The 24,828-nt window shown below is 53.1% G+C and carries 19 protein-coding genes and 1 tRNA gene; 6 read left to right on the top strand and 14 right to left on the bottom strand.

Features of this window, described 5'->3' with window-relative positions; translation table 11 throughout:
- Nucleotides 1–10 precede the first annotated feature (10 nt).
- The 8 genes from H3M12_RS07850 to H3M12_RS07815 all read right to left on the bottom strand — a co-directional run bounded on the left by H3M12_RS07850 (nt 11) and on the right by H3M12_RS07815 (nt 9,720).
- Complete coding sequence (locus H3M12_RS07850; protein ID WP_182150598.1) at nt 11–2,638, bottom strand: ATP-binding protein; 2,628 nt, start codon at nt 2,636–2,638, stop codon at nt 11–13.
- Nucleotides 2,628–3,839, bottom strand: a complete 1,212-nt coding sequence (locus tag H3M12_RS07845) for a metallophosphoesterase family protein (protein WP_129031748.1) — start codon at nt 3,837–3,839, stop codon at nt 2,628–2,630. Before H3M12_RS07845 ends, H3M12_RS07850 begins: the two co-directional genes overlap by 11 nt.
- A 69-nt stretch (nt 3,840–3,908) precedes the next feature.
- Nucleotides 3,909–4,253: a YlbF family regulator gene (locus tag H3M12_RS07840; protein ID WP_129031747.1), complete on the bottom strand. Its 345-nt coding sequence runs from the start codon at nt 4,251–4,253 to the stop codon at nt 3,909–3,911.
- 81 nt (nt 4,254–4,334) lie between these two features.
- On the bottom strand, nt 4,335–6,443 hold the full coding sequence (locus tag H3M12_RS07835; RefSeq protein ID WP_182150597.1) for a PBP1A family penicillin-binding protein: 2,109 nt from the start codon (nt 6,441–6,443) through the stop codon (nt 4,335–4,337).
- A 268-nt stretch (nt 6,444–6,711) separates the two neighbouring features.
- Nucleotides 6,712–7,179: an arginine repressor gene (locus tag H3M12_RS07830; RefSeq protein ID WP_129031745.1), complete on the bottom strand. Its 468-nt coding sequence runs from the start codon at nt 7,177–7,179 to the stop codon at nt 6,712–6,714.
- 176 nt (nt 7,180–7,355) lie between these two features.
- Nucleotides 7,356–9,047, bottom strand: a complete 1,692-nt coding sequence (gene argS / locus H3M12_RS07825) for an arginine--tRNA ligase (protein ID WP_129031744.1) — start codon at nt 9,045–9,047, stop codon at nt 7,356–7,358.
- Nucleotides 9,048–9,323: 276 nt separating this feature from the next.
- Nucleotides 9,324–9,394 (bottom strand) — tRNA-Gly (locus H3M12_RS07820).
- Nucleotides 9,395–9,477: 83 nt separating this feature from the next.
- Nucleotides 9,478–9,720: a DUF2187 domain-containing protein gene (locus H3M12_RS07815; RefSeq protein ID WP_129031743.1), complete on the bottom strand. Its 243-nt coding sequence runs from the start codon at nt 9,718–9,720 to the stop codon at nt 9,478–9,480.
- A 344-nt stretch (nt 9,721–10,064) separates the two neighbouring features.
- Between H3M12_RS07815 and H3M12_RS12915 the strand changes: the two genes are divergently transcribed.
- The 4 genes from H3M12_RS12915 (at nt 10,065) to H3M12_RS07800 (ending at nt 12,967) form a co-directional block, all read left to right on the top strand.
- On the top strand, nt 10,065–10,652 hold the full coding sequence (locus H3M12_RS12915) for a peptidoglycan recognition protein family protein (RefSeq protein ID WP_233449163.1): 588 nt from the start codon (nt 10,065–10,067) through the stop codon (nt 10,650–10,652).
- Nucleotides 10,603–11,307, top strand: a complete 705-nt coding sequence (locus tag H3M12_RS12910; RefSeq protein WP_233449162.1) for a hypothetical protein — start codon at nt 10,603–10,605, stop codon at nt 11,305–11,307. Before H3M12_RS12915 ends, H3M12_RS12910 begins: the two co-directional genes overlap by 50 nt.
- Nucleotides 11,308–11,512: 205 nt before the next feature.
- Nucleotides 11,513–12,472 carry a 3-hydroxyacyl-CoA dehydrogenase family protein gene (locus H3M12_RS07805; protein ID WP_129031741.1) on the top strand — a complete coding sequence of 320 codons (960 nt, stop codon included), beginning with the start codon at nt 11,513–11,515 and terminating at the stop codon, nt 12,470–12,472.
- Between the two features lie 153 nt (nt 12,473–12,625).
- Nucleotides 12,626–12,967: a DUF1516 family protein gene (locus tag H3M12_RS07800; protein ID WP_129031740.1), complete on the top strand. Its 342-nt coding sequence runs from the start codon at nt 12,626–12,628 to the stop codon at nt 12,965–12,967.
- 88 nt (nt 12,968–13,055) lie between these two features.
- Here the strand turns inward: H3M12_RS07800 and H3M12_RS07795 are convergent, their stop codons facing one another.
- From H3M12_RS07795 to H3M12_RS07780, 4 genes are all read right to left on the bottom strand, one after another.
- A complete protein-coding gene (locus H3M12_RS07795) occupies nt 13,056–13,772 on the bottom strand; it encodes an aspartate/glutamate racemase family protein (protein WP_129031739.1) in 717 nt (238 codons plus the stop codon).
- Between the two features lie 5 nt (nt 13,773–13,777).
- Nucleotides 13,778–15,034 carry a carboxylate--amine ligase gene (locus H3M12_RS07790; RefSeq protein WP_129031738.1) on the bottom strand — a complete coding sequence of 419 codons (1,257 nt, stop codon included), beginning with the start codon at nt 15,032–15,034 and terminating at the stop codon, nt 13,778–13,780.
- Nucleotides 15,035–15,300: 266 nt separating this feature from the next.
- Nucleotides 15,301–17,181 (bottom strand): asparagine synthase (glutamine-hydrolyzing), encoded by a 1,881-nt coding sequence (gene asnB, locus H3M12_RS07785; protein WP_129031737.1) that lies wholly within the window; start codon nt 17,179–17,181, stop codon nt 15,301–15,303.
- Nucleotides 17,182–17,315: 134 nt separating this feature from the next.
- Nucleotides 17,316–18,020: a Crp/Fnr family transcriptional regulator gene (locus tag H3M12_RS07780; RefSeq protein ID WP_129031736.1), complete on the bottom strand. Its 705-nt coding sequence runs from the start codon at nt 18,018–18,020 to the stop codon at nt 17,316–17,318.
- A 174-nt stretch (nt 18,021–18,194) separates the two neighbouring features.
- Between H3M12_RS07780 and H3M12_RS07775 the strand changes: the two genes are divergently transcribed.
- Both H3M12_RS07775 and H3M12_RS07770 read left to right on the top strand, forming a co-directional pair.
- Nucleotides 18,195–19,601, top strand: coding sequence for a C69 family dipeptidase (locus tag H3M12_RS07775; RefSeq protein WP_182150596.1), 1,407 nt, complete (start codon nt 18,195–18,197; stop codon nt 19,599–19,601).
- A 69-nt stretch (nt 19,602–19,670) separates the two neighbouring features.
- Nucleotides 19,671–19,910: a hypothetical protein gene (locus H3M12_RS07770; protein ID WP_129031735.1), complete on the top strand. Its 240-nt coding sequence runs from the start codon at nt 19,671–19,673 to the stop codon at nt 19,908–19,910.
- 123 nt (nt 19,911–20,033) lie between these two features.
- Here H3M12_RS07770 and H3M12_RS07765 read toward each other — a convergent pair whose 3' ends face one another.
- On the bottom strand, nt 20,034–21,656 hold the full coding sequence (locus H3M12_RS07765; RefSeq protein WP_233449236.1) for a glycoside hydrolase family 13 protein: 1,623 nt from the start codon (nt 21,654–21,656) through the stop codon (nt 20,034–20,036).
- Between the two features lie 467 nt (nt 21,657–22,123).
- A complete protein-coding gene (locus tag H3M12_RS07760; protein WP_182150595.1) occupies nt 22,124–24,634 on the bottom strand; it encodes an excinuclease ABC subunit UvrA in 2,511 nt (836 codons plus the stop codon).
- Between the last annotated feature and the right edge of the window lie 194 nt (nt 24,635–24,828).

Here is a 24,828-nt window from a genome sequence, read left to right as displayed (position 1 = left end):
TGAAACCCTCCTAATTTGCGGTCAATTTTAGGACCCGTTGATCCGCGACCGCAGTCCCGGCCGCTGGGTCTGCCGTGAGCAAAATCACCTGTAACTGTTGTGAGACCCGGTTCAATAATCGGTAGGCTGCTTGGCGTCGAGCGGCATCAAAGTTCACAAACCCGTCGTCGATTACCACGGGCATCGCGGCTTGCGCCTGCATCACGACGGCAAAGGCTAATTTCACGGCCAAGTCGAGTTGTTCGGCCGTCCCGCGGGACAACTGCCCCACCGTCCGCCACTGACCATCGGCCCGTTGCACCCGCAGTGTCGCCGCGGTCAACTCAATTTTAGTATACCGGTTTTCGGTCAATTCTGCATAGAAATCCCCTGCTTGGGTCACGATTTGGGGAAACCGGTCGCCAGAAGCCGCCTCGAGGGTCGCTTCGATCCATTGACTGGCTAGCCGATCGACGAGCCAATCACGGGCCGTCAGTTGCATCCTGGTCTCTAAGTTAGCCAGTTTTTGGCGTAACGTTGCCTGCGTCCCACTAGTGGTCAACTGCTCCAACTGCCCGGCCAACGTCGCTAAGTGTGTCGTGACCGCGTCAAGATCATGTTGGAGATTGGTAGTCGTTTGTTTCGCCGTCGCTACATCCTGGGTGACTTGTGCTTGAGTGGTCTGCTGGAGTTGCGCCAATCGTTTAGTGCCCAATTGGTCGGCCAAGGCTTGTCGTTGGGCTTGTTGGTTGCCCTGTTCCCGCGCAGCTTGGTACCGCTGATAAAAGACCCCACTGGTCGCCACGTTCCGGGTCTGCAGAAAGGTGTCTCGGGCCGTTTGGGCCGTGGTCAGTGCTTGCTGGTCGCGTTTCAGCCGGCCGCTCAAGTCCGCCAACTCACCATTTTGACTTGCCAATTGCCGCTGCGTCGTCCGCAACCGGGTTAATTGCTCGACCACCGCGGCGACGGATTGGTTCGCCAGCGTTGGTAACGCCGTAGTCACCTGCGTCAAGAAGTGGTGTTGCGCTTCATCAATCGTCGTCAACCGCTGGTGGACCTGGTCAAGTTGGTGCGTCAAGCGTTCCCAATCGCTAATCGCCCGCTGCACCGCTAACCACTGTTCGGCCGGGAGCCGGTCGAGATCGTGGGCCGTGCCGATGGCGTCGATCTGCGTGGTCAACTCATCGAGGCGTTGGCCCCCTTCGCGCAATTGGGCCTGCAAATCTTGAATTTCCGTCGATAACTGTTGGAGTTCCCGACCAACTGGCGTTTCCCCGTCGACGATAAAGACGCCGTAATAACCGATGGCAACTCCTCCCGCGGCCCCAATGAGCTTGATCAAGGCACCCGGTAAAAACATGGCTCCGACCAAGACCACTAAGCCCGCAATCAACCAACCAACTTGTTTATTAGCCAATAAATTTTGGCGCTGGCGCGTCGGTCGCAGCTGGCGGTAAGTTTCGTTGGCCTGGTTCAACTGCTGTTGCAACCGGTGGCGTTTCTGGGTCGCTAACGCCAGACTGGACTGGAGCTGTTTGAATTTCTGGGTCGTGGCTAACGAAAATGCTTGGGGCATCTGGCCGTTAGCATCGGCATACTGTCGTTCGTAATCATTAGTCCGTTGTTCGAGGTCCTTTTTTTGCGTGAGGAGTTGATTGCGTTCCTGGTCACGCGCCGTCACGGCGGCCAGGTCGTCAAAGAGTGGCGTCACCTGGTCACTTACCGCTAGATAGGCCTGGAATAATTTGGGCAACTGCGTGTGGGCCTGTAGGGTCTGCAATTGGCGCTGATCCGTCTGGAGGGTCGTTTGAGCCGCTTTCACCTGACTACTCAGCCGTTCAAAAGTCGTCATGTCCGCTTGGGTAAACCCACTGGCCGCAACTTTGGGAGTCGCTTGCAAGGCTTGCCACTGCTGATAGACTGGCCACGCTTGTAACAAGTGCTCCTTAGCGGTGGTCACCTGCCGTTGCTGGTGCAGTTGTGTCGTCAACTCAGTTTGCTGGCGTTTATTAGCGGTTTGTTGCTCACGCAACGTTAAGTACGTTTGATAGGCCGCATTAGCTTTCGTCAACTTAGCCGTCAACGCGGCATGTTCGGCCAATAATTGATTCAACGTGGGTTTGCGGCCCTGGGGCTTATAACGTGTGGCCGACGTTTGGTCCAGTGCGTGGGCCTGGTCCAGCCAAAAATCACTCCCCACGGCACCCACGTGGCGTAAACGGTCGATCAACGCTTGCTTCGACGCTTGAAAGACCGTCCCTAACCGGCTTTCATTGAGTGCATATACTGCCATGAACAATTGCGCGTCCACCGGGGCCAACAAGCGCTCAAGCTGGCTGGCCGGAAGGGGGAGGTCCGTGGTCAGGTTCTGTAACGTGACTTTCCCGCCGCGCGGTCCGTCCACCCGGGTCACCCGGTAAGTCACGTCATCCTGCTCGAATTCGATGGCACCCCCGAAACGGCTGCCGTCTAATGGTTCGTAGCGCAATTCGGGGTGCTTTTTGGTCGGAAACCCAAACAAAATCGCCGTAATAAATTGCGTGATGGTCGACTTTCCCGCCTCATTGGGGCCCAATAAAACGTTGAAGCCCGCTTGAAGGTGAAAAGTCTGGTCGTGAAATTGACCAAACCCAAACAACGTTAAAGTTTTAAGATTCATGGTCGCCCCCCTCTCGTAGACGTTGGTTAAGCCGTTCCGTTGCAGCTTGTTTGAGGTCCGCTGGTGATAAGTCTTGCGCCCACGCTGCTAAGGACGGTTCTTGCAATAGCTTACCCAAAAGGTCCTGTTGATTAGCTACGGTAAAGACTTGCTGACCGCCTCGTTTCCAATAAGTCTGATCTAACTTGGGGGCGGTCAACGGTTCGGCAGCTTGCTGGACCGTGACCCGGACGAATTCACGTTGCGCAGTTTGCAGTACTTTGTGTTGGGTTCGTTGAAACAATGCCACCCAGTCCGTCAATTGCGCCGTATCGCTCGCGGACAACGCTTGGCCTAACGTGACGTGTAACACCGTCAGCGTGGGTTGTGACGCTGGATGAGCTTGCAGCCAGGCCACGAGCTTCTGGCCCAATTCGACCAACGTGGTGGCCGAACTGTCCAGGGTGACTGGTTCCCACATAATTGCCGCCGTAGGGAAGAATTCTGGTACCAGCTTAGTTCCGTGACTGGTTACCAAATAAGCCCCCCGGGCCCCCGTCTCTTTGACGGAACGGCCCTGTGGGTTCCCCGCATACACGATGGGGGGGTCACTGGCCAACAGTTGATGGTGATGGATATGACCCAACGCCCAATAATCATAGTGTTTCGCCTGTAATTCGGCCACGGTAAACGGCGCGTAGTGGTCGGCCGGGCCGCCACTTCTGACCGCCCCGTGGAGCATCCCCACGTGCCAATCCGTCGCCGCGTGGTCCGGATAGTCCGCCAATACATCGTCGGCGACCCAGCGTTGCGGGTAGCTGAATCCACTCACGGCCACGGTTTCCCCGGAGGCTAAGGTCAGCGTGTGTGTCGTGACTTGCGACCCAAAGACCGTAACGTTATCGGGATAAGCCAACGTCTGGTGTTGGTCGGTCGCATAGTCGTGATTGCCAAAACTGATCAGCACCGGAATCTGGGCAGCGTTAAGCCGGTTGAACTGGTCGAATAAGTAGGCCTGAGCCGCCACACTCTGTTCGGCCCGGTCGAATAAGTCCCCCGCCAATAACACGAAGTCCACGTGTTCGGCTAACGCCCGGTCAAAGATCTTGGTCGCCGCAGCGAATGTCGAGCGTTGGACCTGGGTCAGAAACGCTGGCGGTAAGCTAGTCAGCCCTAAAAACGGACTATCGAGATGTAAATCCGCTGCATGGATAAATTTCACGCCGCATCACTCCTTAAAAAAACCGCCGGTGTCCCCCTCACACAGAGGAAAACACCGACGGTTTGAATTTTAGCCTTGGTAAATTGCTTGAATCGGCTTGGTAATCGTGTTATTCAACTCGTTTAAGAGCGCATTAACATCCTTTTCCTTAGCCATCAGCGTCTTGATAGCCGGCTTGGACCCCACCTGCGTTGCCAGGTCTTGGGCTTGTTTCAACTCATCATCGGTCAGCTTTTGACCGCCCATTTGCTTTTGTTGCAGCTTCGTTTGCAGGGCTTGGAAATCTTGAAACAGTTGGTAAGTGTCCGCGTCCGCCTTCATCTCAGCAAAAGCGGCTTGTAGTGCTTTGAATTCCGGCGTTGCTTGCAGCGTTTTGGCCACGGTCGCACCTAGATCTTGCAGAGTTTCAGCCATAAATGAAGTTCCTCCTCAAATTTAAATCGTTCATCAATCATTGTACCATGCTTTGCAGTGGGACCCTAGCCCAGGATTCGGTTAATCAACGGCTGATTTGGCCTTTTCCCACCAGGACTTGACCTTGTCGGCCACATTATTGAATGACTTGCCAGCATTATCGATGCCCTTTTGGACCGAATCCCAAATATCACTGGACGAATTCGACGATGAAGACGAGCTATTATTTTGAGCCTTGGCCAGCGTCGACGCATCCTTGGTGTCAAACGACGTGCCCTTGGTGTTCGGCAAAATCCCCTGCATTTCAGCTTGGAACAATGGGCCTTCTCCGGTCCCACTGACGTCTTCCAAGTGCTGTTTACTGCTGGTACTGTCGAATCCTTCCCAGGTGGTCACGACCACGTCGGGGGTGTAACCCACAATCCATTTGTCCCGGGTCGCATCGGCATCCCCGTCGGCTTCGGTACTCCCAGTCTTCCCGGCAATCGTGTAGCCGTAAGGTTTAGCCGTAGTCCCGGTCCCATAGTTGAAGACGCCCATCATCATACTGGTCATCTGCTTGGCCGTCTTCTTGGACATGACCTTCTTGGTCTTGGCCTGCGTGTCGTCTGTCGATACCACCACGTTCCCGGAGGCGTCCACAATCTTACGGATGTAATGGGCCGAATGCCGGACACCGTTGTCGGCAAAGGCCGTGTAAGCCTGTGCCAACTGTTGCGGGGAGACCCCGGTCTTCAAGCCCCCTAGCGCTAAGGCCAGGTTCTTATCCGACTTGCTGACGGGCAGGCCGAACTTCTTCACGGATTCGTAACCCTTGTCGACCCCTATCTTGTTCAATAACCACACGGCCGGCGCATTGGTACTTTGCGCTAACGCTTGGTACATCGGCAATTTTCCACTGTAAGTGCCACCATAGTTATGCGGCGTGTAGTGGTTACTACCATAAGACTTCTTCTTATCGGTCAATTGTGAATCGTAGAAATAGCCGTTTTCGAGCGCGGGAGTGTACACCGCTAACGGTTTGATGGTCGATCCGGGTTGCCGCCGCATCTGCGTCGCCCGGTTATAACCCCGAAAGACGTGCTTGCCTCGGCCCCCGACGACCGCCTCGACACCACCCGTGTTAGGGTCAATGGCGATGCTAGCGGCCTGGACCTTGGTGCCATCACTCGCGTTAGACGGGAAGTAGCTGTTGTTTTTGAACAGCGTCTGCATCTGTTTTTGATTGTCCTGATCTAGGGTCGTGTAAATCTTATATCCCTTGTTCATGATTTCGGATTCCGTCAAACCGTACTTCTTAATCGCCTCATTGATGACGGCGTCAAAGTAGTACGGGTACTTGTACGAATTTTTATAGGTGTAATCGTCATTGGTCACAATCGCCGTGGCCTGGTCGCGCTTGGCCTGGGTCTGACTCAAGTCCCCATTCTCGACCATCAGATCCAGCACCACGTTACGGCGTTGCTTAGCCGCCTTGGGGTGGTCGATTGGGTTATAGCCGTTGGGGTTGGTCAACATCCCCGCTAAAACCGCCGATTGCGATACCGTGAGGTTGGCTGCCGAGGTGCCAAAATAACGCTCCGAAGCGTCCTGGACGCCCCAGACCCCGTTACCGAAGTAGGCGTTGGTCAAATACATCGCCAAGATATCTTTTTTGTTGTAGACGTTCTCCACTTCAATCGCCAAGAAGAGCTCTTTGAACTTCCGGGTAAAGGTCTGTTCCTGCGTCAAGTAAGCATTTTTTACCAGTTGTTGGGTAAGTGTACTGCCCCCGCCACTGATGTAATCGCGACCCAGTAGTTTGTTTTTAGCGTACAAAAACAGCGCCCGGCCAATCCCCTTGACGGAAAACCCATGCTCATGATAGAAATTCCGGTCTTCCGTTGAAATAACGGCCTTTTGCAGGTTCGTGGAAATCTTACGTAACGGAACCGACGTCCCTTTTTGGGAGTAGAGGGTCCCCGCCTTGTTATTCTTCCGGTCATAAATCTGCGTTGGGTTATCTAAAGCCGCCTTTAAATCGCCGACGTTGGCGGTCTTAGCAATAAAGGTCAAGTAGCCACTCAGCACTAAGAACCCGGTCAAGACGATCACGATGAGCCAGCGGGTCAGCTGAAACCGGCGCCAAAACCGCTTAAAGTGGGCCTTGAACCCCCGTTCAGTAGGTTGATTCGGTTGTTGGTTATTCATGAAATAGCCTCTTCTAATTAGAAAATAGACGTGGACGCGCAATGGTCATCACCACTCGCCACATCACCTGAAACGTGTCGGTGAGCCCCCACATCAGTAAGAGCCGCACATTCGGGATTCTCAAAGACAGAACTCCGGATAATATGGTCTATTTTAGCATAGACTTCCCGCTCCGTTTCGTTGGGCACGAAAACTTTAGAAAAGTCTTTAGCCCCCACACCAAAACGACCGGTCCGTCAAAACGGAGCCGGCCGTGTGGACTGCTCATTTAATGCACGATTTCGGGATTCATTTCCGCGGCGATCCGGTCGTGGAGCTTAGCCGCAATCGTTGCGCTGGGACTGATAATAAAGATGGTATCGTGTCCCGCTAAGGTCCCCGCAATCTCCGGGAGATTGAGGTCATCGAAGATGGCAGCTAAGAGATTACCGTTACTCGGCAGCGTTTTCAAAATGTTGACAAACTCAACCCGGGTCAGGCCAGTGACCACTTCGTTGATGGTCTCGCGGAGGTGCTCTTCTTCACTGCGGTTGCCTGCCTTAAAAATCGTATACCGCAGATGGCCGTGGCCGTCCTGCGCCTTCACAATCTGCATCTCACGAATATCACGGGAAATTGTCGCTTGTGTGGCCTGAATATCCACTTCCTGCAGTCGCTCCATCAGTTCCTCTTGGGTCCCAATGGGATATTGATTGATCAGTTGTTCGATCCGTGCCTGGCGAATGCTTTTCTTCATGACAATAGCCCCCTCCGCATAAACTTTCATTGCGTCAATTCTAAGAAAGGGACTTCCACCCTCTATCGTTGAATATTTATGAACTCAGTGTACCAAATATTCGTTTTCAACGCAAAAAAAGACCCCATTGGCGGATTGCCAACGGAGTCGCGGTGACACAGATTTTAAATTCAGAGTTACATTTCGTCAGGAGATTCGACACCCAACAAGCGCAGAGCTTCCTTCAAGACCCCGGAGACTGCCTTGACTAAGGCCAAGCGGGCTGGTAATTGCGCGTCATCGGTCAAGACCTTAGCGTGTGCGTAGTACTTGTTGAAGGTCTTGGCTAAGCGAATCGCGTACTTGGCAATGACGGATGGTTCGAGTTCGGCACAAGCCATCTTCACGATTTGCGGGAAGTCCGCCAACGTCTTGATAGTGTCCCAAGCTAACGGATCGGCCAATTCATTGCCAGCCGCCGCAACGGTCACGTGTGGCGCCTTGCGCAAGATGCTTTCGGCCCGGGCATGGGCGTATTGTACATATGGTCCAGTCTCCCCTTCGAACTTCAACTGGTCGGCTAAGACAAAGTCGATGTTGTTGGTCCGTTCATTCTTCAAATCACCAAAGACGATGGCACCAACGCCGACTTGACGGGCCACCTCATCTTTGTTGGCCAAAGATGGGTTCTTTTCAGCGATTTCTTCTTGGGCCAACTTGACGGATTCTTCCAAGACCTTGGCCAACAAGATGATCCGGCCGGACCGCGTCGAGAGTTTCTTACCATCAGCGGTGATCAGTCCGAACGGCACGTGTTGCAAGTTTGGGGCCGACTTCACGCCCATTTCCTGTAAGACGGCCTTCAATTGCTTGAAGTAGTAGGTCTGTTCGGACCCCACGACGTACAAATTCTTCACGGGGCTGTAAGTCCGGTCCCGGTAAAGGGCCGTGGCGATGTCTCGCGTGATGTACAGCGATGCGCCATCACTTTTCAGAATCAAGGCCGGGTTCAAGTCGTACTTGCTCAAATCTACGACCTGGGCGCCTTGCGATTCGACCAACAGGTGCTTGTCGCGTAAAATCTGCACGACTTCTTCTAACTTATCATTGTAGAAGGCTTCCCCGTGGTAGGTATCAAATTTAACCCCTAGTTCCTGGTAAACGTCGTTGAATTCCTGTAAGGAAACTTCGCGGAACCATTCCCAGAGTTTGTGGGCTTCGGGGTCACCGTTTTCCAGCTTGCGGAACCACTCGCGGGCCACATCATCTAATTCGGGCTTGTCGACGTCTTCCTTATGGAAACGCACGTAGTATTCGACCAACTTGTTGATGGGATCTTTCTTGACGTCGGCTTCGTTCCCCCACAGCTTGTAGGCGGTGATCAGCTTCCCAAATTGGGTCCCCCAATCCCCTAAATGGTTATCCTTGATAGGATGGTAACCATTCTTAGTCAAGATGTTGGCGATGGCGTTCCCAATCACCGTGGAGCGTAAGTGCCCCATCGACATCGGCTTAGCGATGTTCGGGGACGACATATCAATCGGGACGTTCCCGTTTTGACCGTCCTGGTTCTGGCCGTAAGCTGCGCCAGCACTCAAAACCGTCTCTAGGGTATCCGCACTGTAAGCCGCCTTATCAAAGAAGAAGTTCAAATAAGGTCCCACGACTTCCACCTTTTCGAAGCCGGTGGTGTCTAACTTGGCAGCTAAATCCTGGGCGATCTGTTGGGGCGCTTGGTGCAGCGTCTTGGCTAAGGTAAACGTCGGGAACGCTAAATCCCCTTTATCAGACGTCTTGGGACGTTCTAACTTATTGGTCACTTCATCAGCCGTTAATTGGCCATCTAAGGCAGCAACCAACGCAGTCACGGCCTGTTGTTTGTAATCCATCCAAATTTCCTCCTTGATTGTTGACAATCATGGGACAAAAAAACGCCCCTTACATCCTTGTAAGAGACGAGTTTAGCCCGCGGTACCACTCTAATTGACCGTTCACGGTCCACTTAAATGATCAGTTTCTGTCTTGAACTTGGTTAGTCCGTTCGGCTAGTTTGTCAATCCGGCTTTCACCCTCCCGGACTCGCTTAATCACATGAGCTAACCTACTATTCTAACGCCTAAACTTTCGAATAATAATAAAGACGGCCACTGGCCGCCTCCTTCGAAAGCGGGTGACGGGAATCGGACCCGCGACGCAAGCTTGGGAAGCTTGAATTTTACCACTAAACTACACCCGCACAACACAAATGAGTATATCATACCATTTGTGAGTTGTCATTACTTTTTGCAAAAAAATTCAAAATATCTATTTTTATGATGTTTAGTTCTCTGGAGCTGTCGTCAATTTAGCGACCGACTTCCGCACTACGGCGCGGTTGTTCATGTCACCGACCGCCGTTTTATCGGCGGGATCGTACTGACGGATTTCAACGAGGACTGAATTATCATACACTTTGGTAATTTCACCCGTAAAATCATGTTCTAACGGCCCAAACTTCTTGGCCGCAATGTAATTGCCAACCTTAAGTTCCGTCTTACCAGTGTTATCAGCTGCTTCAGCCATCACTGATCGCCCCTTTCATCTCATCATACAAAATATCATTATACCCATCTTATTAGCAGACCGCAAGTCATAATGTCTCAGCTTGACCTGCAATCTAATTGTAAGCTTTTTGCAACAAAAGATAAAAGCCGAACTTTAATTATTATTTACGCCTTATTCGGCAAAAAGTCGTTAGATAACCCCATTATAGCCGCCTTAGTCGTTAAAATACGGTTGATTTGCGAACAATTAAGTATGACAGCTTAAAAATAATTTATACCCAAGTTCACACAGATACGTTATAATCAACTTGTTGCAGTACGAAGAAATTGAGGATGAGCCACTTATAGGAGGAGAATGTGAAAATGAAGACATGGCAACATTGGGTGGTTCGAGGTACCGCCCTCGTCGCTGGTTGTTTCGGATTGTGGTTAGGGGCCACGACATCCGCCAGCGCCAACAGCATCAACGATTACATTGCGCGTCAAGATTATTCGACGCCCAAGATCACCAGTAGTATCTGGTCCGAATTTCCCAAGTTAAGCTATCGGAATGGCCACCCTGAGGGGGTCGTGGTCCACGAAACGGCTAACCCAGATTCGACCATCTATAATGAAATTTCCTACATGAAGCGTAACTATCAAAACGCCTTCGTGCACACGTTCGTCGATGCCAGTCACATCATCAACATCGCGAACACCAAGTACTTAGCGTGGGGCTCTGGTCCCATGGGAAACGAGCGTTACGTCCAGTTCGAACAAGTTGAAGTCCACTCCAAGAGTGCCTTCGCTTCCGAATTGAACAACGCCGCCTACTACACGGCCTACATCTTGAAGCAATACGGGTTAACTCCGAAACGTTACACCACGGTCCTGTCCCACCACGACGTTTCAACGCGCCTAGGTGGCACCACCCATACCGACCCCGGATGGGTACTGGTCGACGAACGCTAAGAAATACTTCGGGACGACCTACACCATGACGAACTTTGTCGCTTTGGTCAACACGCAGTACGCCAACCTCGGGGGCACGGTCACGACGGCTGATTCTAACACCACGACCAGCACCCCGCACGTTACCGCGCAAAAGAAGACCGTCACCTACAATCATGGGGGCAACAACGAAACGGCGACGTTGGCGAACAACTACACCAACTGGACGGTCTACACTCACGTCAAGGGAACCAGTAATTCCCGGCGGATCGGTTGGGGCAACCTGAGTAGTGACCACCGTGGCACCAAAGTCTACGTCGACAGTCGTGGCGTAAAACGCGGCGGCTGGAGCGGTACCTGGTACCGAATCCGTTTCGCTAAGAATTCGACTCACAAGTACTGGGTCTACCGTAAGGTCTTGAACTTCCCGAAGGTCACTTACAGTGACGCCAGTGGGAAGGCGACGTTGAACACGGCCACTAACGCCCCGTTGTACAACCACGTGCTGAACTCGACTTACTTGTCCAAAACCATGGGCCACACCGGTAGCTATGCCGCTGACACCCAAGTCACGGTCAACAAGAAAGGCTACAAGGCAAGTGATGGGACCACTTGGTACCGGCTCATCTTAAACGGCAAACCATACTGGACGCAAGCAGCTAACCTCACTTTCTAATACTCACAACGATTAAGGGCCCGCGGCGATTGCCGCGGGCCTTTTTTAAAGCCCATTTGTGCATCTCTTCACGCATTGCATTTCTAAACTGAGCTTGGTATGCTAATTCTTGAAAGCGCTAACCATCACCGACTACTTTCGGCAACCAGTTGATAGGTTGCGCGAGTTTTAGACCCTCTCACCCGCTACAAAGGAGATTTTTTCAATGACTTCACTTCAACGTTTCAAAACCATCGGCAATATCGGCGCCGGTACCATGGGCCACGCGACTGCTCTGCAGTTTGCCTTACACGGTTACACCGTGAATTTGCTAGATACCAGCCAAGAGGCATTAGACCACGGGTTACAGCTGATCAAAAATGACCTGAAGACCTTCCAGGAAAACGACTTACTTACAGACGACCCGGCCATCATCTTAGCGCGGATTCATCTCACGACCGATTACCAGCAGGCCCTACACACTGCTGACTTCGTGATTGAATCCGTAGTTGAGGATCTCGCTGTCAAACGCCAAGTCTGGCAACACGTCGAACAAGTCGTGCCCCAAGACACCCTGTTAGCCACCAACACTTCCGGCCTCAGTCCGTCCGCCATCCAACGGGTCTTAACCCATCCCGACCGCTTCGTCGTCGCCCACTTCTGGAACCCGGCCCAATTGATGCCGTTAGTTGAAGTCGTGCCAGGTGAGCAGACCGCTCCCGCCACGGTCACGACCACGGTGGCACTAATGACTGCTATCGGGAAACACGCCGTTCCCCTCAAAAAAGAGTCGCTAGGCTTCGTGGGCAATCGTATCCAACTGGCCGTCTTGCGAGAAGCTCTACATATCGTTCAGGAAGGTATCGCCACGCCTAGTGCCGTCGACGACATCGTCAAATACAGTCTGGGACGCCGCTGGAGTCTAGTCGGTCCCCTTGCCAGTGCCGACCTCAGTGGGTTAGACGTCTTCAACAACATCAGCCGTTACCTCTATGCCGATTTGGCAAACGAAACCGATGCCGATCCTACTCTGGCACGCCAAGTAGCGGCCCACCAATTGGGGCTCAAGACGGGACAGGGCCTATTCGATTGGACCGGTGACCGTGGGCAAGCTATTGTCGCTCAACGTGACCAACAACTGCTCACCTTACTGAAGCGAGACCACCAGCAAGACGAAACCCGCTAACCCCCACGGATTTTTCTCCCCCAGGTGACTACATCTGTCCCCATTTAAAGGGCACAGATTAAATTAACCTTATTAACGGCTAAATTAAGCGCCCACGGCCCCCAGAATATGGTAGGCTAAAGTTAACCGAGTTTGGGGGAAGGAAGCGATTAGATGTGGTTAGCCGTCCATTTTTGGACTTGGATTGTCTTGACCTTAGCGGTGTTGTTGGGATTGACTCGTCACGCTGAAAAACGGGTCATTCAATTTCTCCTCTTGGCCCGGTGCGCCTATTTGGTCATGATCATTAGTGGCGTCGTCCTAAGCATTCGGACCTTCGGGCACGCCCCGTTACTGGTCAGTTTCAAGTTTGCCCTGGGAATCGCCACGATTGCCCTCATCGAAATCAGTTTCGGACGCAAAATGGAACGCGACCAGACGCACCTGGTCTACTTCGTGATGGGCATCGTCGGGTTGATTACTGCCGGGCTAGGCTTGATGCTGGCTTTCAAGTAACTTTCGATAGTCTAATCTTTCAGTTAAACAAAAAGCGGATTGTTCCAGCCAGTTTTGGCTGGAACAATCCGTTTTAATTTTTGGTCACTTAAGCTTTTTCGGGCTTTAAAGCTAAGGCCTTTTCCAACGTCCGGTCGACTAAAATCGACTGACTGTCGGCGACCGGGTAAGTCGTTTCCGGTTCCCGTTCTTGGGCCAGTGATAATTCGGTACACCCCAGAATCACCACGTCGGCCTTTTGTTCCTGAATCATTTCTTGAATGATGGTGTGGAACAAGCGCGCATCGACCACGTTATGAGCCTTGATGTTGTCGTAGATCAGGCGCATGGTCTGGGCTTCGATGGTCTCGGTCGGTAACACCGGCGTCAATCCCGCGTTGGTAATCTCGTGTTCGTAGATTTTATCCGTGATGGTCCCCCGTGTCCCGGTAATGCCGATACGCTTAGCTTCCGGGTACTTGCGCTGAATCTCCTTAACGGTTTCGCGCGGCATGTGCAGGATGGGGATCTCCGTAGCGGCCTGTAAGTCATCAAAGAAATAGTGGGCCGTGTTGCACGGCAAGGTGAAAAATTCCGGCTTCAACTGGCTCTGTTGCTGGATATCTTCCAACAAGCCAGGCAACGGACTTGCCTGGGTGTGGTCTAAGATGTAGGCCGTCCGGTCCGGTACCGTGGCGTGATTGACCAAAATATAGTTCAAATAGTCTTGGTCGGCGTGCGCCGGGGTGCGCAAATTCAACTGGTGAATGTAACTTTCGGTCGCCATCGTGCCCATGCCGCCAATAATCGTAAAGAATTTTCTCATTATTCTTACCCCTTATTTTCCGCAAAGTACTTCTTAAAGTTCACCGTATAGTTGTGTTCCATCCACTTGATCAACAACCGTCGTTTCAAGCTCAAGTCCGGTTGGTACCGGTAGGTGGTGCCGTATTGCCCCGCCGCGATCAACTTCAAGGCGCGCTCTTTATCTGCGTTTTCTCGAGTATAGCGCTTAAAAACCTTAACGGGAACCCCCAACCACAAGGCGTGTTGCTGTTCGTCTTGGTTACCGTAGACCGTAGGCGCGTCCTTCAAACTGTGCTTGACGTAGTCTTTGACCACCCAATCGGCCAGATTATAGCCGTTGAGGGTGACGAAGAAACTACTCCGACCCTGACGCAAATTGATTTCAAATAACTTGAACGAGTGGTCGCGCACGTCATACTTCATGTCAAAGTTGGCGTAGCCGGTAAAGTCGATAGCTTCCAAGAAATTCTGGATGTCGTGGTAAATCGTCTCGTTGTATTCAGGGATGATAGCCACATAATTTCCGATAGCGGACGGTGCACAATCTTCCAATAACGGGTGCCCCAGGCACATCATTTTGACATGGTGGTCCTGGTCGACGTAGGCGTTGACCACCCGCATATTGCTGTCATCGCCGGGGATGAAGTCCTGTAAGATCAAATCGGACGTGTACCCGTTGGTATAAATTTTATGCACGATATCTTTGAATTCGGCTTCGGATTGGATTCGAAAGGCCTTCTTACGGCCCTCGAAGTGCACGTCCAACCACTCAACACTGTTGGCCGGTTTCAACGCGACCGGGTAACCAAAGGGTTGTTCAATGGGCGCATCGCCCGTGGCTTCCGCCTTGGTGATGATGCGGGTGTGCGGGTACGGCAAACCGTACTTGTCACAGACCTTGTAGAAGCTTTCCTTATTATTCAGTTGCCGCAATAAATCGTAATCCACGTACGGACAGATAAAGACGTCTTCTAGTTCGGCCTTGTGCTTACTGATCAATTCAGCGTAGCCATCCCCGCACCCAATCAAAATGACGGGTTCCGGGTGGTTGGCGTAACGTTCCTTCAGCTTCCGCATGGTCTCAATCCAGACTGGGTCCTCATCGAAGCCCGGGATGAGTTCTAGATTCACAATCTTGGTGTAGCGGGTCGGCGCCAATTGGATGCTGGCAAAAGCCTGCACGGGTTCGTGGTACAGGTCGTAAAACGACCGGGCCATCCCATAAACGTTAAAATCGCTCCCCAGCAAAACCGGGGTGAATTTTGCTCCATTCGTTTCCATAACTCAAAAAGTCCCTTCACAACTGCAAAATGTCGTTGACCGCGCCCGCCTAATTCGCCGCAGGGGCTGACTCACGGCTAAACCCCCGGTCAGCTTTGACCAATGGGCTTAGCCGTGGGGGCGAAGCCGGAATTCCCCCACCTCGCCCCATTAGGCTGGGGTCAACAAAAATATTTATTTTTAATCGTAAACAGAATCAAGGTTGTTAACGGACGAATCCAATAGCAACCTTGATCGGTGGTGCCGACTAAATTAGCCGACTGGTCTTAAATTTGCGTCCGGTGAACCAGGTCAACCGTCTTGGCCGTGGTATTTTCAGGGAAGTAAACTTCGTACCACAAGATAAAGGTGTAGATGGTGAAAATCTTTTGCATACTGGATTTTCCATTGATATGTTCGTGCAAGATATCCATCAACGCGTCCGTATTGAAGAACTTGTGGGCCACATCCGAGTTGAACGCCTCGATAATCCGGGACTTGTAAGGTTCTTCCTTGATCCAGGTGGCGATTGGGGATGGGAAGCCCATCTTTTCCTTCTTCGCGACCCGTTCCGGCAGTTCGGCTTCCGCCGCGGTCCGCAACGAGACCTTAGTCTCATCTGCATGGATCCGCGTCTTGACCGGCATGGTGGCCGCAAACTTGGCGACTTCCTTGTCGACTAACGGCGTCCGCACTTCTAGGGAGTTGGCCATGCTCATCCGGTCTGCCTTGTGCAAGATGTCGTACGGCAACCAAGTATTGATGTCAAAGTACTGCATCTGCGTCATTTCGTCTAAGCCCTTCACGTCATCGAAGAGGTGTTGGGTGTAAGCCCCGGCATCTTGATTCAAGGCTGGGTTCTTTAAGATCTTATTGCGGTCATGGTAGTCGAACACGTAGTTGACCCGGTAGTACCGTTCACTCAACGGTTCGGCCCCACGGACCAAGAACCGCCGGCCATGGAACCGTGGCAACTTATCGGCAATCGCGCCTAAGCCCTTACGAATCGGCTTGGGTACCCACTTCTGGTAGCGTTCGAACGGGATGGCTTCCAGATAAGTGTTATAGCCACCGAAGAACTCGTCGGCCCCTTCCCCGGACAAGGCAACCTTCACGCTCTTGCGCGTGCCCTTAGATAGGTAGTACAGTTGCATCGCCGATGGGTTGGACAACGGTTCGTCCATGTAGTACATGATGGTCGGTAAAATATCGAAGTAGTCGTCACCGGTCATGTAAAGTGGCGTGTTCTTTTGCTTGATTTCCTTAGCAAATTCCGTGGACCAGCTCAATTCACTGTACTTGGAATTCTTGAAGCCCAAGGAGAAGGATTGAATCGGCTTTAACTTGGCCGCTTCGTTCAAGACATAAGAAGAATCAATCCCACTGGACAAGAAACTGCCGACTTCCACGTCAGCAATCATGTGGGCCTTGACGGATTCGTCGACAATCTGGCGAATCTTCTTGGCGTCACCTTCGACCGTCTGACTGTTGTCGATGTGGTCGTAGCTGTACTTGAAGTAGCGATGCGTTTCGGTCTTGCCCGCCTTGTGCAGGAAGTACTGGCCCGGTAAGACCTTGTACACGTGCTTGAACATGGTGTCGCGCGACGGAATGAACTCAAAGCTCAAGTGAATCGGCAAGAGTTCTTCATTAAATTCTTTTTTAAAGTTCGGGTGTTCCAAGAACGCCTTGATTTCGGAACCCCACAGGAAGGTCTCGCCATCATCATAGTAGTACAATGGCTTGATGCCAAAGTGGTCTCTGGCCCCGAACACTTCATTATTTGTTTTATCGTAGATGACGAAGGCGTACATCCCCCGTAACCGGTCCAACAATTTTGGTCCCCAGGCGTCGTAGCCGTGAATCAAAACTTCGGAATCCACATCCGTTTGGAATTCGTACCCTAGCTTTTGTAAGTCAGCCCGAATCTCTTGGTAGTTATAGATTTCACCGTTAAAGGTCAAAACTTTAGTTTGGTCCCGGTTGTACATCGGTTGCTTTCCGTGGGCTAAGTCAATGATTGACAGCCGCCGGAATCCCATCACAGCTTGGTCATCGCTGAAATAGGCCTCGTCATCCGGTCCCCGGTGCTTGATGCGATCCGCCATATCGTTGATGGTATTAGCGGGAACATCCTTCTGGTTCACATAACCAACGAATCCACACATGTGCGTATCCCCTTTTAATTTAATCTGCGTTTTTACTCTAAGCCTCTATTGAAACACAACACCCATCATTTTAGCAAATTTAATTTGGGAATACCATGCTATTTAAGATTCTTAACCGGAGCGCAAAGATTAAGTCACTGTGGCGCTACGGCTTGTAATTTGGCGAGCGTCACAATCGTAATCTCACGCCGACCATGCGTGGTAATCGCCCCCAGCGTGACCAGTTGTTTCAACTTGCGACTCAACGACTCCGGCGTCATCCCCAAATACGCGGCTAAGTCCTGCTTACTCATGGGTAAAGTCACCGTAGTCGCTTGACTCTGACTCAAGTCTAACAGGTACCCCGCTAACCGCGGCAAAGCATCAGGAATCGCCAATAAGGTGGCTTGATGTTCGGCGGTCTTCAAGCGTTGCGCCAACGCGTTCAAGAGCGCCAACGCTAACGTCGGCAATCGCCGAACCAGTTGAGTCAAGTCAGTTCGCGAAATCGTGCAAAGTTCCGTGGTCTGGGTGGCTTCGGCGTAATCGCTGTGGATTTCGTCGGTAAACAGCGCAATCTCCCCGATGAAGTCGCCGGGATTCAGCACCCGCAAGACCCGTTCCTTGCCGTCATCGGCCAGGTGGTACAGCCGGACCTGGCCAGTATTCACGATATACAACGTCTGGGAGACCGCATCCGGCCGGAAGACGATCTGACCCTTTTGGGCGTGGATGGCACGGGTGACTTCGGCGACCGAAATCATCTGGTTGTGTGCGAGTTGTTGAAAGATGGGCACTCCGGAGACACATTCCAATTCGCGGGCCAAGCTGTGTTGATGTGACTCAATTTCTGCTGCCATGTTACCAACCATCCCTTCCTATTCTCTTCCATTTTAGCAAACTTCCCCCAGTTTTTTTATTAAAACTGATTGTCCCATTCCAACGTGGCCGCGCAAAATGTGCTATATTAAGGTCACTTTCACGCCCCACACCTAATGGGACGGTTAATCGCACCCTTTCAAGGAGGAATTTTTGTGACCCGTTTACCCCATCAAGCCTGCACCTCAGTTTTAGTCGGCAAGTTAGCCACCCTGGATGGCAGCCCACTCATCGCCCGTAACGAAGACAATGCGGTGGCCATCTGGCCGAAACAAGCCGTCAGTCATCCCGCCAGCACGAGTGGCACCACCCACTTCGTCTCGAAAAACAATCAGTTCACGACCTCCCTGCCGCAAGCCGCCGCCCAGTACACGGCGGTGCCCGACAGCGACTCGAGTGCCGGCGATTACGGCGAAAGTGGCATCAACGCCCACCAAGTCGCCATGAGCGCCACCGAGAGTGCCTACACTAACAGTCGCGTGCTGGGTGTCGATCCGTTGGTCCCTAACGGTATCGCCGAAGATGCCATGCTAACGGTGATTCTGCCTTATATCGACTCCGCCCAAGCTGGCATTCAACGGCTAGGCCACCTGGTGCACACCCAAGGCGCCGCCGAGACCAACGGGGTGCTCTTCAGTGACCTCGACGAAGTCTGGTACATGGAAATCGTCAGTGGTCATCACTGGGTCGCTCAACGCATCCCGGACGACGCTTACGCCGTGGTCGCCAACCAACTGGCTATCGAAGAAGTCGACTTCGATAGCCCCAACTTCTTGACCTCACCAAATCTGCGCCAGTTCGTCCAAAGCCACCGCTTGAATCCAGACGGTGGGGGGTTCAATTCCCGGCACATCTTCGGCACCCACAGCGAGCAAGACGCCCATTACAACACGCCACGGGTCTGGTACGGTCATAAAATTTTGACGCCCAGCGCCTTTGAGAATCCGACCGATATGACGTTGCCCTTTATCCAACACGCCGAACGTAAAATCGGTCTCGATGACGTGGCCACGATCTTAGGTTCCCACTACAACGGCACCCCTTACGATCCGCTAGGCCACGGGACGGCTACCGAACGGACCGCTTACCGGGCGATTGGCTTGGCGCGAACCCAGAACAGCCACATCTTACAACTCCGCCGCAACGTCCCACCCTTACGCGCTGGCATCGTGTGGCAGGGCTTCGGGAACCCGGCGTTTACGCCCTACGTGCCGTTCTTTGCGGCCGGCGACCAGTTGGCGCCCACTTACGCCGCGGCTAATCCAACCTACAGCGCCACCAACCCGTACTGGCAAGCTAAGCTGGTCGAGGTCTTAAGTGAAGCCCACTACCACCAGAATCGCGGGCTCATTGACCATTTCTTGCAGGCCAGCCAGCAACGCGGAATTCAACGGGTCCAAGCGGGTGATGACCTAACACCTAGCACCCCAACGACCCTCGGCGAGTTCAACGTGGCGACCGCAGCTAGCTTCGCTACGGCTTTGCAGGCCCACATTGGGGCGTTGGTCCAGGCCAACGCCGAACAATCGGCGCTTTCGTTTGCCATGGATTCCCAACTGTAAAGTGATATCGTTTTCATAACGAGTGCGGTATAATGACCTTAGAATCTAATTCTGAAAGGAATGATGATGATGGATGAAGTTGTATTTTTCAATCCAGGAAACTCAATTGGTAACTTTCATGATTACAACGAAGCCGTGCAAACGGCCCAAATCTACCGGGCCCGGCACGCCCAATCGGGCCACGTGCTCGTGGTCAAGAGTCCCCAGGGCGAGCCGTCCTTTGACATCTTCTTGGCGGACCAAAAACTGGGTAACCAAATCACCGAAAATGAATCTTCCAAACGTTACACCGTTTCTAAAGAACTCTAACGTCTTTTTAGACCTTCTAAAGGGCCCCACCAGCGCGCTTGCCGGTGGGGCCCTTTAAACTTTTCGTGATTGAAGTAAATGGAAACTAAGCTCCCACCCACCAGCCTTTCAGTCCAAGACACCTTAATCTTGTAACAAGTAGACCTTGCTTTCGTACGGCCGCAACGTGGTCCCCTGGTCATCGGCATAGTTGCTGATGAGTAAGCGGTCCGCTTTGGCTTGCTGGTAGTCGCGTGTCACGGTCTGGTCCGTAAAGTTGACCATGACCAGTAACGTTTGGCCCTGATAATGACGCCGGTACGTCATGACCTGATCGTCTTGCGGGTCGATTTCCTCGTAAGTCCCGTAGAGGATAATGGCATTTTCGTGGCGCAACTTGATCAACTGCTGGTAGTAGTAATAGACCGAATCCTGGTCGGCCAATTCGGCGTCGACGTTAATCTGCTTATAGTTGGGGTTCAGCGCAAACCACGGCGTCGCATCCGTAAACCCGGCGTGCTTCTCGGCACTCCACTGCATCGGCGTCCGGGCGTTGTCCCGCGAAATGTTGGCCAAATACTTCAACATGGTCGGGCCATCGACGAGGTGCTTTTGGTCCACGAACTCATGGTAGAAGTTGATTGATTCCAAGTCCTCGTAGTCGCTCAATTGGGTGTAGTGGACGTTGGTCATCCCCAGTTCCTCGCCTTCGAACACGTACGGGGTCCCCTGCAGCATGTGCAACGCCGTTCCTAACGCCTTGGCGGACAAGGCCCGGTATTCCGGTCGGTCATCGCCAAAGCGGGACACGGCGCGCGGTTGGTCGTGGTTGTTCCAGTACAGACTATTCCAGCCCTTGCCGTCCAGTTCGGTCTGCCAGCGACTCAAGGAGTGCTTGAGTTCCGTCAGCTTGACCGGTTGATCGTTCCACTTGCCTAAACGGGTATCTGGGTTGGGACTTAGCGACACGTGTTCGAACTGGAAGACCATGTTCAACTCGTGGCTGTCCAACCCCGTGTATTGAATGGCGTCTTCTGGCTTGGACCCGGGCATCTCGCCCACCGTCATCACGTCATAATGGGACAGGACCTTGTCGTTCATTTCGTGTAAGTAGTCGTTTAGTTTCGGGCCGTCGGCGACTAAGTCCCCCACGGCACCGGCCGTCCCACCATCGGGCGCATCGGGCAAGCCCGCTGGTTTGGAGATGTAATTGATGACGTCCATCCGAAAGCCGTTGACCCCTTTATCCAACCAGAAGCGCATGATGTCCCAGACGCTTTCACGCACCTTGGGATTTTCCCAGTTCAAATCGGGTTGAGCCGGGGCAAAGAGGTGTAAGTAATACTGCCCCCGCGCCGGAACGAAGGTCCAGGCTGGACCCCCAAAGGCCGCTTGCCAGTTGTTCGGTTCGTGCCCGTCGACCGGATCGCGCCAGATGTAATAATCGGCGTAGGGATTAGTCCGCGATTGCTGGCTGGCTTGGAACCACGCGTTTTGATCGGAGGTGTGGTTAACGACCAAGTCCATCAAGAGTTTCATGCCGTGCCGGTGGGTCTCCGCCAACAAATGGTCAAAGTCGGCCATCGTACCGTAAACCGGATTCAACGCCTTATAGTCCGCGATGTCGTACCCGTTATCCTTGTTTGGGGACTTGTAAATCGGGTTCAACCACAGCACGTCGACCCCTAATTTCTGTAAATACGGGAGCCGCTGGACAATACCGTTCAAATCACCAATGCCGTCGTGATTACTGTCCTGAAAACTCATCGGATAAATCTGATACACGACGGCGTCTTGAAACCACTTTTTTTCTGCCACTTCGATAACCCTCCTCAGCTTAATCAATGTCCCATGCCACCGGGTAAATGACTAAGCATTCATCTGGCAGTTGAGCCATTGATGGGATTCCAGTCCAACAGTTCAGGAAGCGCTACCATTTTATGGTAGCTCGTCAACCACGGGGCCTAGAAAACCTACATTTAGTTTACCACGCTTCCTAACCTGACCCAAATCAGATTTTACCGTGTAGTGCCGGCTTAGGCCCACCCCAACCGGTTGCGCGGGGGGATCTTGTTGAAATTAACAGCTTACCAGTTCACTAAGGACCCCTAGCCCATTACTTAAGAAGCGTGTCCCAGCTACGCTTTATGTAGTTGGAACACGCTTCATTCACTTGACGCTTAAGTTTTAATGACAGTGTCTAGGATTGACACTTCCGCCCCCTTTAGGCCAAATCAGTCCATTTTGGTCTGCGTTAACGCCTGTTTCAAATAACGGCCGGTGACACTTTGCTCGTTATCACTGACGGCTTGTGGCGTGCCCGTTGCGACCAATTGGCCCCCCAAGCGGCCACCGCCAGGTCCCATATCAAGGACGTAATCGGCGTTAGCGATGAGCTCCAAGTCGTGTTCGATGGCCAGCACCGTGGCCCCCTGCTCCAGCAGGCGGTCAAAGACGTGGATCAACTGTTGGATATCCAACGGATGCAATCCCACAGTGGGTTCATCGAAGACGAACAACGTACCCGTTTGTCGCTTACCTAAGCGCGATGTGAGTTTCAAGCGTTGGGCTTCCCCACCGGATAACAGTGGCGTGCTTTCGCCTAACAGCAGGTAGCCTAAGCCCATGTCGTGCAAGATACTGAGCGTTTGTTCGATGGCGGATTCCGCTTTAAAGACCGGTAACGCTTCGTCCACGGACAGGGCTAAAATATCGGCGATGCTGTACCCGTGCCAGGTCACGGCGAGTGTTGCATCGTTATAGCGCTTGCCGTGACACTGCGGGCAAACTTCCGTGATGTCCGGCAAATACTGCACGTCTAGTGAGATTTGACCGGTTCCGTTGCAGACCGGGCAGGCCCCCGCCGCCACGTTATAGGAAAAACGACTGGCAGTGTAGCCCAATTTTTGGGCCGCGGGCGTAGCCGCAAATAGTTTCCGCAACCGGGTCAGGATATCCGTGTAGGTCGCTACTGTCGAGCGGACGTTTTTGCCGACCGGAACGGAATCGACCACCACCACGTGTCGAACACCATTGCGGTCCAGCTGGGTCACGTGCTTGGGCAACGGGGTCTTGGCGACCTGTGCGCGAATGGCTGGGATCAGGCTATCTAAAATCAAGGTGGTCTTTCCCGCGCCACTCATCCCCGTGACCGTGGTCAGGCGGTTCTTGGGAATTTTGACCTTAATATCATCAATGTTGAAGCGGTGCTGCACCTCTAAACTCAGCGCGCCCTTTTGCCACAACGTTTTGGCTGGCAGTTGAGGCCGTTGCCGTAAGGTGGCTTGGCCCGTTAAGAACGGCGCAATCAATGAGTGTGGACTATGGGCGACTTGGGCCACGGTCCCCTGGTCGACCACGGCCCCGCCCAATTTACCGGCACCTGGGCCAATCTCTAAGACGCTATCGGCGGCCGCAATGATCCGCGGGTCATGGTCGACGACCACCACGGAGTTGCCCTGCGCCACCAACCCACGGAAAGTCTTGATTAACCCAGTTACGTTAGCCGGATGTAACCCCACGGACGGTTCGTCGAGAACGTACAACACCCCGGTCGTCGCACTACGCAACGTGCGGCCCAGCTGGATACGTTGGAGTTCGCCGGTCGACAACGTGGCCCCCGGCCGGCTGAGCGTCAGGTAGTCCAGGCCCAAATCGAACATGGGTTGCAGACTGTCCTTTAATTCGGTCACTAGCGATTGGCCCATCTGGTGCATCTTGGCCGGTAACCAATCCACGATAGTTGGGATAAACGCTGCCAAATCACTGACCGGTAAGTCGCAGAGTTCGGCGATATTCTTACCGTTCAACAGTTGCGTCAACAGTTCCGGTTTGAGCCGGGTCCCGTGACAGGTCGGGCAGGTCGAAAAGGTGTAAAACTTGTTGAGTTTCGCGATGGTTCGTTCGTTTTTGGTGGTCTTCACACTGTCTTCGACCGCCGCAAAGGCATTTTCGTAGACCGCGTTATCCATGTGAAAGATTTTGCCCTTGCTGCTGGGGATGTTAATAGCCACCTGCTGGCGTTTGCCGTGGAGCACCATGTCTTTCATCTCGGGGCTCAAATCCTTATAGGGCACGTCGATGGGGATACCGATAGCGTTGGCCACGATAGGCATAAAGTTCCGTCCCGGCAAGTGCCACGACGCCACGGCGCCCTCTTCTAGCGTCTGATTCTCGTCCGCAATCAACAGGTCCGGATCCAATTGCCGCACCTGACCCAGGCCCCCACAGGTCGGGCAAGCCCCGCCGGAATTAAAGGCGAAGTCCTCGGCACCGGGCGCCGTGAACTGCACCCCACAGACCGGACAGGTCACGTGACCCATGTTGCCGGCCACGTCTAAGGTCGGTGCCATCCGGTGCCCATTAGGACACACCATGGACCCCAACCGTGAAAAGACCAACCGCAAGATGTTCAAGCTTTCGGACATGGTCCCCACGGTCGAGCGCACGCCCGGGACGGCTGGTCGTTGTTTCAAGGCCAACGCGGAGGGCAGATACTCCACCGAATCCACGGCGGCCTTACCCACTTGATTGATACGCCGCCGCGTGAAGGTCGACAGCGCGTTCAAATAGCGCCGGGCCCCCTCGGCGTACAGCACACCCATGGCCAGCGATGACTTGCCGGACCCACTGCGACCGGTGATGGCCACGAAGCGGTGCAACGGAATGTCCACGTCGAGGTCCTTCAAGTTATTGACCCGGGCGCCCCGGACCTGAATAGCTTGCGGCAATTTTGGTTGTGACATCTCAATTCCCCTTTTCTTGTAACTTACGGGGTCAATTTTCGCGCTAACCGGGGTTGGGTGCAAGGCAGACGGCTTTTGGGCCGAACACCTCAAAACGACTTAAGCCATTCAGCGGGATTAAGCAAGCTCTCCTGTCAAACTAGTCGCCAATCTTCACACAATTGAGGACAACATAAAACCCCATCGGATTAGCT

It is taken from the genome of Levilactobacillus suantsaii (assembly GCF_014069315.1).
Classification (GTDB): domain Bacteria; phylum Bacillota; class Bacilli; order Lactobacillales; family Lactobacillaceae; genus Levilactobacillus; species Levilactobacillus suantsaii.
This window is presented reverse-complemented; position numbering and strand designations above follow the sequence as displayed.

Bases quoted from the DNA above. Each gene is read 5' to 3' on its own strand.
- H3M12_RS07850 (WP_182150598.1), bottom strand. From the start codon at position 2,638: ATGAATCTTAAAACTTTAACGTTGTTTGGGTTTGGTCAATTTCACGAC.
- H3M12_RS07840 (WP_129031747.1), bottom strand. From the start codon at position 4,253: ATGGCTGAAACTCTGCAAGATCTAGGTGCGACCGTGGCCAAAACGCTG.
- H3M12_RS07835 (WP_182150597.1), bottom strand. From the start codon at position 6,443: ATGAATAACCAACAACCGAATCAACCTACTGAACGGGGGTTCAAGGCC.
- H3M12_RS07830 (WP_129031745.1), bottom strand. From the start codon at position 7,179: ATGAAGAAAAGCATTCGCCAGGCACGGATCGAACAACTGATCAATCAA.
- argS (WP_129031744.1), bottom strand. From the start codon at position 9,047: ATGGATTACAAACAACAGGCCGTGACTGCGTTGGTTGCTGCCTTAGAT.
- H3M12_RS07815 (WP_129031743.1), bottom strand. From the start codon at position 9,720: ATGGCTGAAGCAGCTGATAACACTGGTAAGACGGAACTTAAGGTTGGC.
- H3M12_RS12915 (WP_233449163.1), top strand. From the start codon at position 10,065: ATGAAGACATGGCAACATTGGGTGGTTCGAGGTACCGCCCTCGTCGCT.
- H3M12_RS07805 (WP_129031741.1), top strand. From the start codon at position 11,513: ATGACTTCACTTCAACGTTTCAAAACCATCGGCAATATCGGCGCCGGT.
- H3M12_RS07800 (WP_129031740.1), top strand. From the start codon at position 12,626: ATGTGGTTAGCCGTCCATTTTTGGACTTGGATTGTCTTGACCTTAGCG.
- H3M12_RS07795 (WP_129031739.1), bottom strand. From the start codon at position 13,772: ATGAGAAAATTCTTTACGATTATTGGCGGCATGGGCACGATGGCGACC.
- H3M12_RS07790 (WP_129031738.1), bottom strand. From the start codon at position 15,034: ATGGAAACGAATGGAGCAAAATTCACCCCGGTTTTGCTGGGGAGCGAT.
- asnB (WP_129031737.1), bottom strand. From the start codon at position 17,181: ATGTGTGGATTCGTTGGTTATGTGAACCAGAAGGATGTTCCCGCTAAT.
- H3M12_RS07780 (WP_129031736.1), bottom strand. From the start codon at position 18,020: ATGGCAGCAGAAATTGAGTCACATCAACACAGCTTGGCCCGCGAATTG.
- H3M12_RS07770 (WP_129031735.1), top strand. From the start codon at position 19,671: ATGGATGAAGTTGTATTTTTCAATCCAGGAAACTCAATTGGTAACTTT.
- H3M12_RS07765 (WP_233449236.1), bottom strand. From the start codon at position 21,656: ATGAGTTTTCAGGACAGTAATCACGACGGCATTGGTGATTTGAACGGT.
- H3M12_RS07760 (WP_182150595.1), bottom strand. From the start codon at position 24,634: ATGTCACAACCAAAATTGCCGCAAGCTATTCAGGTCCGGGGCGCCCGG.